Annotated in this window: 17 protein-coding genes; 4 read left to right on the forward strand and 13 right to left on the reverse strand. The window is 41.6% G+C overall.

The window, feature by feature from the left end; translation table 11 throughout:
- Positions 1-15: 15 nt before the first annotated feature.
- Positions 16-969, reverse strand: a complete 954-nt coding sequence (locus IRQ78_RS15540) for a chemotaxis protein CheV (RefSeq protein WP_054554500.1) — start codon at positions 967-969, stop codon at positions 16-18.
- A 145-nt stretch (positions 970-1,114) separates the two neighbouring features.
- On the opposite strand from IRQ78_RS15540, the gene IRQ78_RS15545 reads away from it, so the two are divergent.
- Both IRQ78_RS15545 and IRQ78_RS15550 read left to right on the forward strand, forming a co-directional pair.
- On the forward strand, positions 1,115-2,179 hold the full coding sequence (locus IRQ78_RS15545; RefSeq protein WP_187490135.1) for a potassium channel family protein: 1,065 nt from the start codon (positions 1,115-1,117) through the stop codon (positions 2,177-2,179).
- 43 nt (positions 2,180-2,222) lie between these two features.
- Entirely contained in the window at positions 2,223-2,435 is a 213-nt protein-coding gene (locus tag IRQ78_RS15550) for a hypothetical protein (RefSeq protein ID WP_054554498.1), read from the forward strand.
- Positions 2,436-2,466: 31 nt separating this feature from the next.
- On the opposite strand, the gene IRQ78_RS15555 is transcribed toward IRQ78_RS15550, so the two are convergent.
- From IRQ78_RS15555 to IRQ78_RS15590, 8 genes are all read right to left on the reverse strand, one after another.
- Positions 2,467-3,351, reverse strand: coding sequence for a hypothetical protein (locus IRQ78_RS15555; protein ID WP_194442640.1), 885 nt, complete (start codon positions 3,349-3,351; stop codon positions 2,467-2,469).
- Between the two features lie 141 nt (positions 3,352-3,492).
- On the reverse strand, positions 3,493-3,927 hold the full coding sequence (gene tnpA / locus IRQ78_RS15560; RefSeq protein ID WP_194442641.1) for an IS200/IS605 family transposase: 435 nt from the start codon (positions 3,925-3,927) through the stop codon (positions 3,493-3,495).
- A gap of 165 nt (positions 3,928-4,092) precedes the next feature.
- Positions 4,093-5,286: a dipeptidase gene (locus tag IRQ78_RS15565; protein WP_194442642.1), complete on the reverse strand. Its 1,194-nt coding sequence runs from the start codon at positions 5,284-5,286 to the stop codon at positions 4,093-4,095.
- 60 nt (positions 5,287-5,346) lie between these two features.
- On the reverse strand, positions 5,347-5,604 hold the full coding sequence (locus IRQ78_RS15570; protein WP_166341180.1) for a YheU family protein: 258 nt from the start codon (positions 5,602-5,604) through the stop codon (positions 5,347-5,349).
- Positions 5,601-6,581 carry a hydrolase gene (locus IRQ78_RS15575; RefSeq protein ID WP_194442643.1) on the reverse strand — a complete coding sequence of 327 codons (981 nt, stop codon included), beginning with the start codon at positions 6,579-6,581 and terminating at the stop codon, positions 5,601-5,603. Before IRQ78_RS15575 ends, IRQ78_RS15570 begins: the two co-directional genes overlap by 4 nt.
- Positions 6,582-6,723: 142 nt before the next feature.
- Positions 6,724-6,864 (reverse strand): DUF3149 domain-containing protein, encoded by a 141-nt coding sequence (locus IRQ78_RS15580; protein WP_074989877.1) that lies wholly within the window; start codon positions 6,862-6,864, stop codon positions 6,724-6,726.
- A 220-nt stretch (positions 6,865-7,084) separates the two neighbouring features.
- On the reverse strand, positions 7,085-7,510 hold the full coding sequence (locus IRQ78_RS15585) for a TIGR02444 family protein (protein WP_194442644.1): 426 nt from the start codon (positions 7,508-7,510) through the stop codon (positions 7,085-7,087).
- Positions 7,497-9,416: an ATP-binding cassette domain-containing protein gene (locus IRQ78_RS15590; RefSeq protein WP_054554492.1), complete on the reverse strand. Its 1,920-nt coding sequence runs from the start codon at positions 9,414-9,416 to the stop codon at positions 7,497-7,499. Before IRQ78_RS15590 ends, IRQ78_RS15585 begins: the two co-directional genes overlap by 14 nt.
- 129 nt (positions 9,417-9,545) lie before the next feature.
- On the opposite strand from IRQ78_RS15590, the gene IRQ78_RS15595 reads away from it, so the two are divergent.
- Positions 9,546-9,749 (forward strand): YheV family putative zinc ribbon protein, encoded by a 204-nt coding sequence (locus IRQ78_RS15595; RefSeq protein WP_054554491.1) that lies wholly within the window; start codon positions 9,546-9,548, stop codon positions 9,747-9,749.
- A 23-nt stretch (positions 9,750-9,772) separates the two neighbouring features.
- Here the strand turns inward: IRQ78_RS15595 and IRQ78_RS15600 are convergent, their stop codons facing one another.
- Both IRQ78_RS15600 and IRQ78_RS15605 read right to left on the reverse strand, forming a co-directional pair.
- Positions 9,773-9,985: a SlyX family protein gene (locus IRQ78_RS15600; RefSeq protein ID WP_054554490.1), complete on the reverse strand. Its 213-nt coding sequence runs from the start codon at positions 9,983-9,985 to the stop codon at positions 9,773-9,775.
- Entirely contained in the window at positions 9,972-10,970 is a 999-nt protein-coding gene (locus IRQ78_RS15605) for a WD40 repeat domain-containing protein (protein WP_054554489.1), read from the reverse strand. Before IRQ78_RS15605 ends, IRQ78_RS15600 begins: the two co-directional genes overlap by 14 nt.
- Before the next feature lie 200 nt (positions 10,971-11,170).
- Here IRQ78_RS15605 and fkpA point away from each other — a divergent pair, with 200 nt between their 5' ends.
- On the forward strand, positions 11,171-11,926 hold the full coding sequence (gene fkpA / locus IRQ78_RS15610) for an FKBP-type peptidyl-prolyl cis-trans isomerase (protein WP_054554488.1): 756 nt from the start codon (positions 11,171-11,173) through the stop codon (positions 11,924-11,926).
- A gap of 54 nt (positions 11,927-11,980) precedes the next feature.
- Here the strand turns inward: fkpA and IRQ78_RS15615 are convergent, their stop codons facing one another.
- On the reverse strand, positions 11,981-13,027 hold the full coding sequence (locus IRQ78_RS15615) for a S66 peptidase family protein (protein ID WP_194442645.1): 1,047 nt from the start codon (positions 13,025-13,027) through the stop codon (positions 11,981-11,983).
- Between the two features lie 146 nt (positions 13,028-13,173).
- The gene (gene rsd, locus IRQ78_RS15620; protein ID WP_166341170.1) at positions 13,174-13,644 is read right to left on the reverse strand and encodes a sigma D regulator; all 471 of its coding nucleotides are present in this window, start codon (positions 13,642-13,644) and stop codon (positions 13,174-13,176) included.
- Positions 13,645-13,865 lie beyond the last annotated feature (221 nt).

Genomic DNA, 13,865 nt, shown 5'->3' on the forward strand with positions numbered 1-13,865 from the left:
AAATGCTAAAATTAATTACTGTGAATCTTGCTCAAGCACCGCTTTTAAGCGAGCCTGAACTTCTTCGACTAGCAGTATTGGCTGGAACTTTGATAAAAACGCATTACAACCAACCTTCTCGACCAAAGCTTGATTAAAGCTACCACTCAAAGATGTGTTAAGCACGATATATAGGTTTTTCATGCGGCTGTCGTTACGAATTTCGTGTGTTAAGCGGTAGCCATCCATTGCCGGCATTTCTGCATCGGTGATCACCATGAGTAATTCTTTCTCAACATCTTTGCCTTGATCAGCCCAGCCTTTTAACATTTCGAGTGCTTCAAGTCCGTTACGAGCAGGTATGATTTCGATGCCAAGTTGCGACAAGGTATCGCTTACTTGTTTACGAGCCGTTGGCGAATCATCGGCATGAAGAATTTTGCGGCCTGCAAATTCATTCACGATACTTTTATCAAGAATGTCATTAGATATTTGTACTTCATACTCAACGATTTCGGCGAGCACTTTTTCTACATCGATAATTTCAACTAGATGTTCTTGGCCATCGCGTTTTACTTTAGTTAAGGCTGTTAGGTAGTGATTTTTACCAATTGCGGTTGGCGGTGGCATGATATCTGACCATGTCATATTAATGATCTGATCAACTTTACCAATTAAAAAGCCTTGCACAGTGCGGTTGTATTCAGTGATAACTAGGTTTGTATCTTCGATGTTTTTAGCTTCAGGCATATTAATCGCCTTGCGTAAGTCAATAACCGGAATTGATTCACCGCGTATATTGACTACCCCCGATACTTTTGGGTGCGCATGAGGGATCTTGCTAATTGGTGGCAGCTTTACTACTTCTTTAACTTTAAACACATTTAGAGCAAATAAGTGACGGCTGTGAAGGTAAAATAGCAAAAGCTCTAAGCGGTTTTCACCGACCAGTTGCGTACGCTTATCAACAGAAGCAAGAACACCTGACATATTTCACCCTAAACACCTAATACAGAGATAGTATAGTCTACTATTATTTTTCATCGACATGTATGTTCAATTTAGCGCCTGTTGCTAAATATCCTGCATTACAGTACCGTATCGATAATTTCCCCCACGATAAATTGCAAGGATCATGCACTATTTTTTTAATCGAATAGTAGTTCTTATTCGCAGCCATATTGATCAAGTAAGTTGGCAGGCTGTGGTGCTTACCACGCTTTTGCATATGCTACTAATTTGGTGGCTGCTTATGCTTGCAGGAGAGCAAGCTCTTACACCTCTTGGCACTTATTTTTATTATTATGTAGTAACTACGTCAACAGTTGGCTATGGCGACTTTAGTGCGAGCACTGAGCTTGGCCGTTGGATTGTCGCATTATTGCAAATACCTTTTGGTTTAGCATTATTTGGCGTTCTGTTAGGAAAAACAGGGCAAACAGTAACTTATTTAATTAGGCGCGCTATGACGGGTGATAAAAGCTTCGCACATATAAACAATCACATTATTATCTTTGGTTGGCATGATACACGTACTAAGAAGATGGTCGATTATATCTTGGCCGATCATAAACGTTTAGATCGTCGTATTTTATTGGCCGTTACGGAGCAAATGGAGCATCCATTTTTAGCAAACCCGATGGTTGATTTTGCACGCTTAACTAGCTTTACTGACCTAGATGAGTTGAACCGAATTGCGATTGGCCGAGCCGATAAAATTATTATTGATGGCCAAGATGATGACCAAACGTTTACAACGGCATTACGTATTAGCAAGTTGGTAAATGAACAGTGCCACATTAGTGCACATTTTTCTGATGAAACTAAAATCGAAATGCTACATGAGCATTGCCACAATGTAGAATGTAGCAGTGCTAAATCAGCCGAGATATTAGTGCGTTCAATGCAAGACCCAGGTTCAAGTCGCGTGCAAGAAGAGTTACTATCGACATTGCACGGTGATACTCAATTTAGTTTACCAATTCCAAAAGGCGTGCAAGCAATGGAATTTGGCAAACTGTTTCATCACTTTAAATATAGTCACGATGCTATATTACTGGGTGTCGCACATAATTTGAGTGCAAAAAATATGGACTTAAACCCGCCACTTGATTACGTGGTGAGTGAGGGAGATATTTTGCATTATATCGCTGCTGAACGAGTTTTGAGCGACGAAGTTGATTGGTCAGCGTTGGTATAGTACCAATCCGCAATAATACTTTTAATTAAGTGAATTGGTATATATGAATGAAGTTGTGTTTTTAATTATCGTACTCAGTGCCTACATTTTACCTGTGGTCATTGTGCTCAATAGTAAACGCACGCAAGGCCACGAAAAGAATGCTTGGTTAATCGGTATCATCTTCTTTTCGTGGTTAGCTTTAGTAATGTACTTAACAATTATCCCTAAACACGGGCGAGTCAAAAAGCACCGTAAAGTAAAACCCAAGAGCTAGAGCCTTTTACTAGTGGCAACTTACGGTTTTTTTATTTCCCCAACGCTTTATCTAGTTCTTCTCTTAAGCGTGGACCTTTTAGGTTTTCAGCCATGATTTCGGCAGCTTTTGCATTACTGCTATTCTCAATAGTGGTTATTCGTTCTGCTAAATCACTGGCATAACTATTGTTGCCGTCTCTTGTGGCGCGAAAAAATTGGCCGATGAGGGCTGTGGCAGAAATATTGCGAACATAATCATTATCGTCTGTTTGTAACAGCTTTTGAAAATGCTCAGCGAGCTTAGGCGAGACGTTATTTTGGCGAGATAAATTCTCTAAAGTACTGACACGAATCTTAGGATCATTAGTGTATTCGCTAATGCTTATCATGGCATCGATAACAGCATTTTCTTGGCTTTCATCTAAGTCGCGCCTGAGCATGCTTAAGGTCATTTTTAGTTGCCCGTAGGCTGCTAAGCGCTCATTTTCGGACTTACTCAAATTGAGTAAGGTAGCAAGAGCTTCATTTATTGAGCTGTCGGCATATTGTGGGTCTGCTTTGATGCGTTCGCGGTAGTCATCAGGTAAATTTCCTAGCCAACCTATTGCTGGGTTCCTTTTTTCTATCTCAGCTCGTCGCTCACTTTCTTGCTGTGCCATTGCTTGTTTTACCAATGAGGTCAGTTGCTCTTGGTCAAGAGTGTGGGTTTGATTTTCAAGCTCGTGAATGCGTGTTTCGAGATCTAAAATATAGCCATGTAAGGCAACTAGGTTTTCTCTGTCTTGCTCTGGAATGGTTAACTCTTTTAAGTTAGGTTTTGCCTGCTGTATAACTACAGGCTTGTCATTCGAGTTTACTTTTGTATAGCTATAAATTGATAAGCCCAGTGCAATGCTTGCAAATGCCAGCGCAGTACTCCCTTGCCAAATCAACATATCACATCATCCAAGTTGCTTTGTAATATCAGCAGATTAAAACAAGCCATTTGTATTATCAATTACTTATGATGATAAAAGTAAAAGATCCACCTTCTAAAGAAGGTGGCTTTGCATTAGCCCCCTAGAAGGGGGCGTTGTTTACTGCAGTGTTAACTGCGCCTGCTCTTGCACCTCTTCCTTTTCTTGGTGCCTGACATACCGTCTTATTATTTCTTCATTTATCCCTACAGTATCTACGAAATCCCCTCTCTGCCAAAAATGGTTTCCCCATAACTTGCTTTTCCTTAAGTATGGATATTTGCTAAATAGCTTTAACGCTATTTTTCCCTTTAAAGCACCCATTAGTTTCGAGACTGATAACTTCGGCGGTATCTTTACTACCAAATGAACATGGTCAACCTGCACATTTAACTCGACTACTTTGCACCCTAACTGCTCACAATACACTTGTATGCACCTGTAAACATCTCTGCCTACTTTGTTCTTCAATATTCTGAACCTATACTTTGGTGTCCAGACTATGTGATATTGACATCGCCAATACACATGAGATGCTTTCTCGTATCTACTCATGTTTTTTCCTTATATGACTTCGCTAAAAATCAAGTAAGGAATTAACATGAGTATTTTTTCAGGCAAAGCCTAAATGATGATAACCACCTACTGAAGTAGGTGGTTTAGGGCCGAAAACAAAAAGCGCAGCTAGTTAGCTGCGCTTTTAAATAGAGTTTATGTCGATTAATGGGCTTTTGCGTATGCTTCAGCTTGTTGCCATACACGGAGCATATTGCCACTTAAAATCTTTTTGATGTCTTTATTGCTATAACCGCGGTCCATTAGACCTTGCACTAGGTTAGGATAGCTAGATACATCTTTTAAACCAGTAGGTAGAGAGTCGCCGACACCATCGTAATCTGAGCCAATGCCCACATAATCGATGCCAATAAGCTCAACTACATGGTCAATGTGATCAAGTACTTGTTCTAAGCTTGCAAATGGAAACGGGTTTTTAGCCCGATAAGCAGCATCAAAATCTTTGCTTAGCTTAGTACCGTCTTTTTTCTTTTCAGCCTTTGCTGATTTAAGCTGATCGTACCAAGAGCCAGCCTTTGCCGTAACAAAGCTTGAACCGAAGTTAATTTGAATAACACCACCGTTCTTTTTGAGTGCTAACAGCATGTCGTCATTCATATTACGCTCAAAGCCAGGGGTGTATTTACGCAGTGACGAGTGTGAAGCAATCACGGGTACTTTCGAAATTTCCATCACTTGGTAAAACGCATCATCAGAAATATGTGATACATCAACCAGCATACCAATGTTGTTCATTTCTTTTACCAGCTCTTTACCGAATGGGCTCAGGCCTTTCCACTTACGACGAATATCATAAGATGAATCAGAAATGTGGTTACTCTGCGAGTGAGCGAGCGTAATGTAACGTACGCCACGCTCATAAAAATGCTTAAGGTTTTTAATGTCGCCTTCGATAGGTGAGCCGTTTTCCATACCCATAGCAATCGACATTTTGCCTTGTTTAAACTGCTCTATAATATCGGCAGTCGAGTCTGCAATTGCGAACTTATCTGGCGCGCGTTGTACAATCGCTTCCATAGAATCGATTAGCTGATTTGCTAATTGGTAGCTTTTACCTTTGCCTTCAAATTCTAGGTTTGCAGGAATGTAAATTGACATGAAAGGGGCATTTAAACCACCTTGCACAGCACGCGGGTAATCAAAGTCACCATCGCTTGTGGCTTTTGTTACGTCAGCCCACTTGTTATGAATACGGTAAGGCACATCGATATGGGTATCGATTAAAATAGTGTCTTTTGCCAGTTTAATGGCTTTATCTGATGCAGTAACCTGATCTGCATTTGCTTGACCAATTAAGGCCAAAGAAACTGCGGCAGCCAGTGAGCTTAGTTTTTTCATTTTTTAATGGCTCTTTAAGTTAAAAAGCCATTGTGAAGGGTTACAGTGTAACTTACAAGTTTAGTCGTTGAACGACTCTTGGTACTCTGGGTCAGCTTGTAGAGCAATGAATTCAGCTTTGGATATAATTGTCACTGACTCATGTAACTCAGAAAAAAACACCATGGCTTCACCATTTTTAAGCTGTTGATGAACCTGCGCTACTTTGCTTTCAATGCTAAATTCTTGTTCGCCGTAATCAGTGCCTTCACGTAAAACATAACTTTCGATTAAATTATACAGAGTCTCTTTATCGAGGCGTTCGTGGGGAATGATCATAACTGCTCTTTTTTAACTAATTGTTGAAAATACTCAGGAACAATTCGTTCAAGCCAATATTCGGGCTTAAAAGGGTTTTTACCGCTAATAAAACCGACATGGCCACCTTGTTCTGAGATGCGCAGCGTAACATGTTCACTCACATCTAAGCTATCTGGCACGGCTTTTATTGATAACATTGGGTCATCTTTGGCGTGCACAATCAGCGTAGGTGTTGCAATGCTTTTTAAAAATGGTTTTGCACTCGCTTGCTGATAGTAATCTTCAGCACCGGCAAAGCCGTGCAATGGTGCCGTGAGCATATTATCGAATTGCCATAAGTCATCAATCGCCATAAGTTTTTCTGGCGTTAGGCTAATTTGCTGTTCGATTTGTGGCAGCTTTCTTTGCATCGATTTTTTCATTCGATCGAGCAAATATTTTTGATAAATCTTACCTAAGCTTTTACGAATAACTTCGCACGATGATGACAAGTCAAATGGTGCAGACACAACGGCTGCGCCAGTTAAGTTCGATTTAGTACCATGCTCACCTAAATATTTTGCTAGTACATTACCACCTAGTGAAAAGCCCACGGCAAATAACGGGCGTTTTGGGAATTTGCTCTTAAGGTGATTGATGAAAAAGCGCAGGTCTTCTGTTTCGCCGCTGTGATAAGCACGTGCTAAACGGTTAACTTCGCGCGAGCAGTTTCGAAAATGCATTAAAACTACAGCAAAGCCTTGTTGCTTAAGTTTTTTCATCATGCCTTTAGCATAAAAGCTATTTATATTGCCTTCTAAGCCATGCAATACAATAGCGAGGGGGGCTTGCTCATTATGAGGTGTTGCCCAAGCCAGTTCTAAAAAGTCACCATCAGGGGTATCGATAGTCGATAAGTCATACCGGGTATTATGAAAAGGGCGAAAAAAGCGCGGCATTATGGTTTGTAAATGGCGATTGCGCATCCACCACGCAGGCTTAAAATCAGGTAACATAGCTGACACTTTCGAAACAAAATAAGCACCTATTGTAGCAAGTTTTTGCTTTTTGAGAACAGCTACAAGATTTTAGCTATACACAAATAAAAAGCCCCTAAACAATAAATTGGATAGGGGCTTTGTGCGTCGTGCTTAATTCTTACTTAGGAACTTCTGCGTCATGTACTTTTTTAATGAAGTAACCAACATAGAAAAGGCATAAAACGATAACAACTGCCAAAATGCCGAATGACATAAATAAAACTGGGTCGCTAAAAAAATCTCTAAAGAATACGTTCATGGTTGTGCCTCCTAATGTCTATGGGTTAATCATAGGCTGGCTTGAGGACGGCAGATATGATCCAGATCAAGCAATTTTCCTGATGCTATGGGAGGTGATTTAATTGTTGATTTGGATCAAGTTTATTAGGGGAGTTCGGAGCTTTTAGCTATAAGTTTTAATCAGATAGAAAGGGGCCTTTACTGAGGGCAATTCAATTAAGATTGCTACCGACTAGATTTTACTGCTTGTCGCTTAAATAAAGCCTTACATTTTCAGCCTGTTTATGGAGGGGGAATATCATGGTATTTGCTGCGTTTATCAGTAATTGTTGCTGCTTTTTTTCTAGCTTTAATTCTGCGCTAAGTAGCTCTTTGCGAATGGTAGGGTAGTCTGAAACCTCGTTTTGAATGGTTTTAAGGTAGGCGCGTGTGGCTCGTAGGGGCTGTAAAGCCTGTTGGTCAAATTCGGCAATGCACGACTCAAGCTCACTCAGTTGAGAGGGTGTTACAGCCAGCTCTAACGAATCAAGATAATAAAGCAGCAGGCAAAGGTTAACATTTTTGCTTTGCTGGTCTTGATAGCCTAGTAGCTTGGTTTGCATGCCGTCTTTGCTGTAAAGCTTGCATGCAAACTGCCAAAACTGTTCGCTGTTAAGCGGTTTCATCGGCAAAGGCCTGCTCTTTTTCTTCAAGCTCTTCAAGTGCCATGAGCAGCTCTTCTTCAACGTCATTAAGCTTGGGTGTTAAGCTTGCTTGCTTAGTGAGCAGCTCTGTCAGTTTGGCTTTATTTTCATCACTATATAAATCATTATCGGCAAGTGCGTTTTCGATTTCTCCAAGCTCTGTAGAGTACTTATCAAGTTGCTTTTCAAGCTTTTCGATTTGCTTTTTCAATGGCTGCACTGACTTTCTGAACTCAGCTTCTAAGCGCTTTTGCTCTTTGCGGTTAACGCTTGAATGTGCTTTAGGGGCGTTGTCTTCAGGGCTTTTAGCAGCTTCTTTATTGGCATTGAGAAGCCATTGGTAATAGGCATCAAGGTCATAACCAAATTGTGTTACTTCGCCGTTATCAACAAGGTAATACTCATCAGCGGTATTTTTAAGCATGTGACGGTCGTGCGATACGGTCACCATAGCACCTTCGAAGCCTTGTAGCGCCATTACTAAGGCATGACGCATTTCTAAGTCTAGGTGGTTGGTTGGCTCATCCAGTAATAGTAGGTTTGGCTTTTGGTACACCAGCATTGCTAGCACTAAACGGGCTTTTTCACCGCCAGAAAATGGCGCAACTGGCTCAAGTGCTTTATCGCCAAAGAATGCAAAACCGCCTAAAAAGTCACGCAATGATTGCTCAGGAGCTTGCGGATTTAAACGTTGTAAATGGGTCACTGCACTGGCTTTTAAATCAAGTGACTCAAGTTGATGCTGCGCAAAGTAACCAATATTTAAGCCCTGATGCTGAAATACTTCACCTGCTTGAGGTTGTAAATCGCCAGCTAATAATTTAATCAGTGTTGATTTACCCGCACCATTTCGGCCAAGCAGCGCAATACGGCTACCCGGCACAAGGTTTAGCTTGATGCTATGCAAAATGGTGGTGTCGCCATAGCCTGCTTTGGCTTGGTCGAGAGTCATTAACGGGTTTGGCAGCGCTGTTGGCTCCGCAAATTCAAAATCAAAGGGTGAGTCAACATGGGCTGGGGCTAACTTTTCCATACGCTCTAGGGCTTTTACGCGGCTTTGTGCTTGCTTAGCTTTACTGGCTTTTGCTTTGAAGCGCGTAATGAATTTTTCTAGGTGAGCAATTTGTTCTTGTTGCTTTTCGAACATCGCTTGTTGCTGTAATAAGCGCTCTGCTTTTTGGCGTTCGAATTGCGAGTAATTGCCTTTATAAACATTTATTTTTTGTGCGTCTATGTGCCAAATTTGGTCAACAACGGCATCTAAGAATTCTCGGTCATGGGAAATAAGCACTAGAGTGCCTGTGTAGGCGCGTAAAAAGCGCTCTAACCAGTAAACGGCATCGAGATCTAAGTGGTTGGTTGGCTCATCTAGCAGTAATAAATCAGCATCACGAATAAGTGCTTGTGCTAAGTTTAAGCGCATACGCCAGCCACCTGAAAAGGCGCTCACTGGGTTGTCAATTTGCTCATTACTAAAACCTAAACCGTGTAATAGCTCACCTGCTTTTGCCTCAATGCTATAGCCTTGAATATGTTCTAGGCCAATATGTGCTTTTGCCTGCGCATCGCCGTCGTTATTTTGCTCGGCTTCGCGTAGTGCAATTCTTAGCGCGTAATATTCAGGGTGACCTTGTAATACATAATCCAGAGCGCTGATTTCGAGCGCGGGAGTTTCTTGTTTTACAGAGGCAATTGACCAGTCTTTAGGAATTTGGCATTCACCGGCATCGAGTTGCAATTCAGACTTTAATAGCGCGAACAGCGTTGATTTACCACAGCCATTAGCGCCAACAAGGCCGACTTTATGCTCTGGGAATAAGGTTGCAGAAGCCCCTTTTAGTAAGGCGTTACCACCACGTAGAAGTTCGATGTCTGAAATTTGGATCATGAATGTTTACTTGCACAGCACTGATTAAATTGCCGCTATCATAACACGGATCACATTAGCCTTCGCAATCGTATCAAACAGAGAATTATTAGGCTAAAATAGCCGCCTACATGCCACGGGAGATCATCTATGAGACAAAGAAAACGCTTTATTGCTGGCGCATCATGCCCTGAGTGTAAGGCCATGGATACCATGATGCTTTATAAAGAACATGATGTGGAAAAAGTGGAGTGCGTACAGTGTGGCCACAAAATGACGCAACCAGAGCAGGCTGTACAAGCCTCAACACGCCAATTTGAGCAAGTGATTGGTGTATTTAAGCCGGGCGATTAATTCCCGGCTCTATCACTACTTAATTAATAGTGCGGCGGTGGCGGCTCTTGCATTTGTGACATTAAAGATGGCTGCTGCGCTTCTTTAATCTTTTCTGCAAGTAACTCTGTCTGGCGCTTCATTTTAGCCAGCTGCTGTTGGTGCGCTTTAAGCTCATCGTTTAATATTTCAATTGTTTCATCTTGAAAAGCGACTTTCGCTTCAAGTTCCATTAGACGATCTTCAATTGTATTCATTTGATTCTCTTAGATTAAAACTTTCAGCGAATCCGCTGGAGCTTTCGGTTAATAACGCTTGGTTGTTATCAGTAAACGCAACATCTAACACCACGGCTGATTTCGGGCGGCTTCCTTCACGAGGAATCACTTGCCACGTTTGTAATTTTTTACCTGACTCTAGCTGCCATAAATCAACCAATCGATTGGGTGAACCTGTGGCAATTAAAGTGCCTTCATCGTTAAAACGGACGGCGGTAAAAATTTTCTGACGCGCAATATACGCCAGTTTGCTAACAAGATCACCTGTAGTCAGTTGCCATACATTTGCTTGCTTCATACTGTCTGCGGTAAATGCGTAACGACCTTGTGGATCAAGGGCGACTTGAGTAACGCGACTTGGGTGATTAAAGCGATGGATCACTTGCCCTGTGCGAGTGTCCCAAAAGTAAGCAACATAGTCATTTGAGCCGCTAATGGCGTAGTGACCGTTAGGTGATAGATCAACAACATTGACTTTTTCTTGGTGGCCAAGGAACTCTATGCGCCTGCCACTCTCTAAGTCGAGGTAAACGACTACACCGTCGGCGCGACCATATAATACACTGCGCCCTTGGTTACTTATCGCGATATCTCTAATTGTTGAGGCGTGTATTTTGTAATAACCCGTGTTGTTGCCCGTGGCAATGTTCCACACTGCAAAGGTGGACTTCTCAGCGGTAACTGCATGGCTGTTGTCGTACGAGATAGCAACAGTATGGACGAGACTATCTTGGGCTTGTTGTTGAAACCATTGGTATTTTAATACCTGCTGTTGATTATCCCACAATGCAACCCCATGGTGTATTGATGAGATTAAGCTGTATTTACCATCGTGCGACAGCGCGGAGGCGAAGGCACCTTTAGCCGCATGCTCATAGCGTGCAGTTGATTGCTCATGTTGCTCAGAGCACGCTACAACTAAGCAAAGGCTGAGCAGATACAAAAAAGTACGAAATATCGACATATTACGAGTATTTCCCCTTAACTCTTAGTGATTGAGAGGTTAGACTAGGTCTCGTTGAAGGCCTAGGTTGTTAGTCTAATCGCTGATCATGCATTGGCATGACGTTAGTTATTAGACAAGCAGCCTACCATGTAGGTCGTTAATCTTTAACTAGTAATAATACAATAATTGACAACTGCAAAGTGTGTCGGAGATATAAAATGAAAAAGACGATTAAATTGTCATTGATTGCAGCGTCAGTTTTAGCGCTTACAGCTTGTAATCAGGAAGCAAAAAAAGAACAGCAAGTTGAAGTTAAACTAGAGACTGAAGCTCAACAACAAGCATACGGTATTGGTGCATCTGTTGGTAACTTCTTAAACCAAGACCTTGCTGATAAAAAAGCGCTAGGTGTTGAATTAGACGAAGCACTTCTTAAGCGTGGTTTTGAAGACGCACTAGCGGGTAACGCTAAACTTGATGACGAAAAAATTCGTGAAGTGTTAACTGCACTTGACCAAAGCATTCGCACTAAACAACAAGAAAAAGCGAAAGTAGAATCTGAAAAGAGCAAAGCTGAAGGCGAAAAATACCTAGCTGAAAACGCGAAAAAAGAAGGCGTTACAGTAACTGAGTCTGGCCTACAGTACGAAGTGATCACTGAAGGTGAAGGCGAAAAGCCAGTAGCAACAGACGTTGTTAAAGTACACTACAAAGGCACTTTATTAGACGGTACTGAGTTCGATAGCTCATACTCACGTAACGAACCAACTACTTTCCCACTTAACCGTGTGATCCCAGGTTGGACTGAAGGTTTACAATTAATGCCAGTTGGCTCTAAGTACAAGTTCACTATTCCATCTGAACTTGCATACGGTGAGCGTGATCTTGGTAAGATCCCTGCAAATTCAACGCTTGTTTTCGAAGTAGAATTACTTGAAATCCAAAGCGATGAAAAAGCTGTTCCAGCTGAGTAATATTTAATTCAATACAAAAAGGGCTGAAAAGCCCTTTTTTATGCGCGAAGTTTATTAACTAAATGCCGTTTCTTTCATTTTTAATGTGCCACTATCAGCATCAAGCTCAACCACAGTACCAACAGGCAGGATAAATTGGCGCTTAATATGGCCAATCATAGCTCCACGATAAGCAGGGATCCCCAGCGGTTTTATATAATCTGCAAAAATATTATCAAGGGTTAATGAGCCATAACCACTGCCTGGCTTACAGTCATTACAATCGCCAAATACAAAGCCTGCAATTTTATCAAGTGCGCCCATAAGTTTTAGTGTGCTCATCATCCTGTCAATTCTATACGGTGCTTCGTCGATATCTTCTAAAAATAAAATTGCGCCATTAAAGTCAGGTAAATAGTTCGAGCCTGCAAGGGCTGTCAGTACCGTTAAATTACCGCCGATTAATCGTCCAGAGGTTTTACCTGATGTAATCGTTTGGGTCAGGTACTGAGTGTTAACAAGCTCATCATCGGCTTTTGGTAAGTTTTGGAAATGCATCAACTTACGCGCTTCGAACATGCTCTTAAATTGCGCGACATGAAACGGGTTCCAGTCACTTGATGCATTTGGACCATGAAAGCTGATTAACCCAGCTTGAGACAGTAATGCATTGTGAAGAGCGGTAATGTCTGAATAGCCCATTAGAGGTTTTGGATTGTTACGGATCATTGCGTAGTCGAGCAAAGGTAGAATACGGGCAGCGCCTGAACCGCCACGTAAACACAAAATGGCATCAACCTCTTTGTCGTTGAATAAACTATTTAAGTCGCTAGCTCGCATTGCATCAGTGCCAGCTAAATGACCGCGTCTAGCTAGAATGTTTGGTGCAAGCTTAGCCTTGTAACCCAGTGCCTCTATAACGCCTTGTGCTAATAAAATATCAGCGTGCGCAGCAGTGGCAGCTGAAGGGCTACATATCCCAATTGTGCCGCCTGTAGGAAGAGCTTTTGGCTTAATTAATGTTTGGGTGCTAGCACTCTGCGCCGCCATTAAAGGAGCTGATGTCAGACTTGCGCCTGCGGCAAGAATTGAAAGTGACTTTAAAAATGACCGTTTATTCATAGCGAGCCTCATGTTTTTATAGTATGAGTATCGCATTGAAGAAAATATTTCAAATATTTGTTACGAAATGGAATAGATGATTCTTTTTAGGCAGGCAAAAAGGTGTTTTTCAGCAGAGAGTGTTTCTCTGCTGTGTAACTAAGCTGTTAGCTGGTGTGATTAGAATAAAGGTTATCGATTAACTCATCTTCTAGCTCAAAGCGCAGTTCAAGCGCTTCGCCTAAGATTGATAGGTCTTTATCAAACTCATCAAGCAAGTCATCTTTGTCAACTTCTGCGTATTTGTCGTTAAAGTCGAGTGCCACATCTGTGGTTTCAGAAATGCGTGGGTATAAGGCATTAGCCAGCTTTTGGCTTTCAGGACCTTTTTCTTTACACGCTTTGGCAATGTCGTCGTAAATTTCGAAATGGCCAGCAGAAAGGTAATCCATCAGAATTTGGCAAAAGTTTTGAATTTGCAGCTGATCAGGAAGGGCGTGATCTTTCTTTTCGTACGGTGAAAAGCCTGCAATACGGCAGAACAACACAAGCAGCTCTTGACGTTCTGTGAGCCATTTGTCGATTACAGAGTGACTACCACCCCACTTTTGTTGAGCTTTTTCCAAACGCGTCAGCATATTTCATCTCCTCGCTGAGTAGGTTTTCCTTTGTATATATAAAAAGGAAATATGACACAAAGATCAACTAAATTCTTAGTGTCTAATTGCAACAGATTGTAAAAGTCATTCTAAAGGCATAGTTTTCAGCATTGAATAAGCTAAAAAATTCCTTGTTTTTTAGAGTGGACTTTTTTTGCTCTCATTGCAGTGTATGGGAATTGATTCAAAACTACTAGTAT

Origin of the sequence: Pseudoalteromonas simplex (genome assembly GCF_015278155.1) — a bacterium.
GTDB classification, from domain to species: domain Bacteria; phylum Pseudomonadota; class Gammaproteobacteria; order Enterobacterales; family Alteromonadaceae; genus Pseudoalteromonas; species Pseudoalteromonas simplex.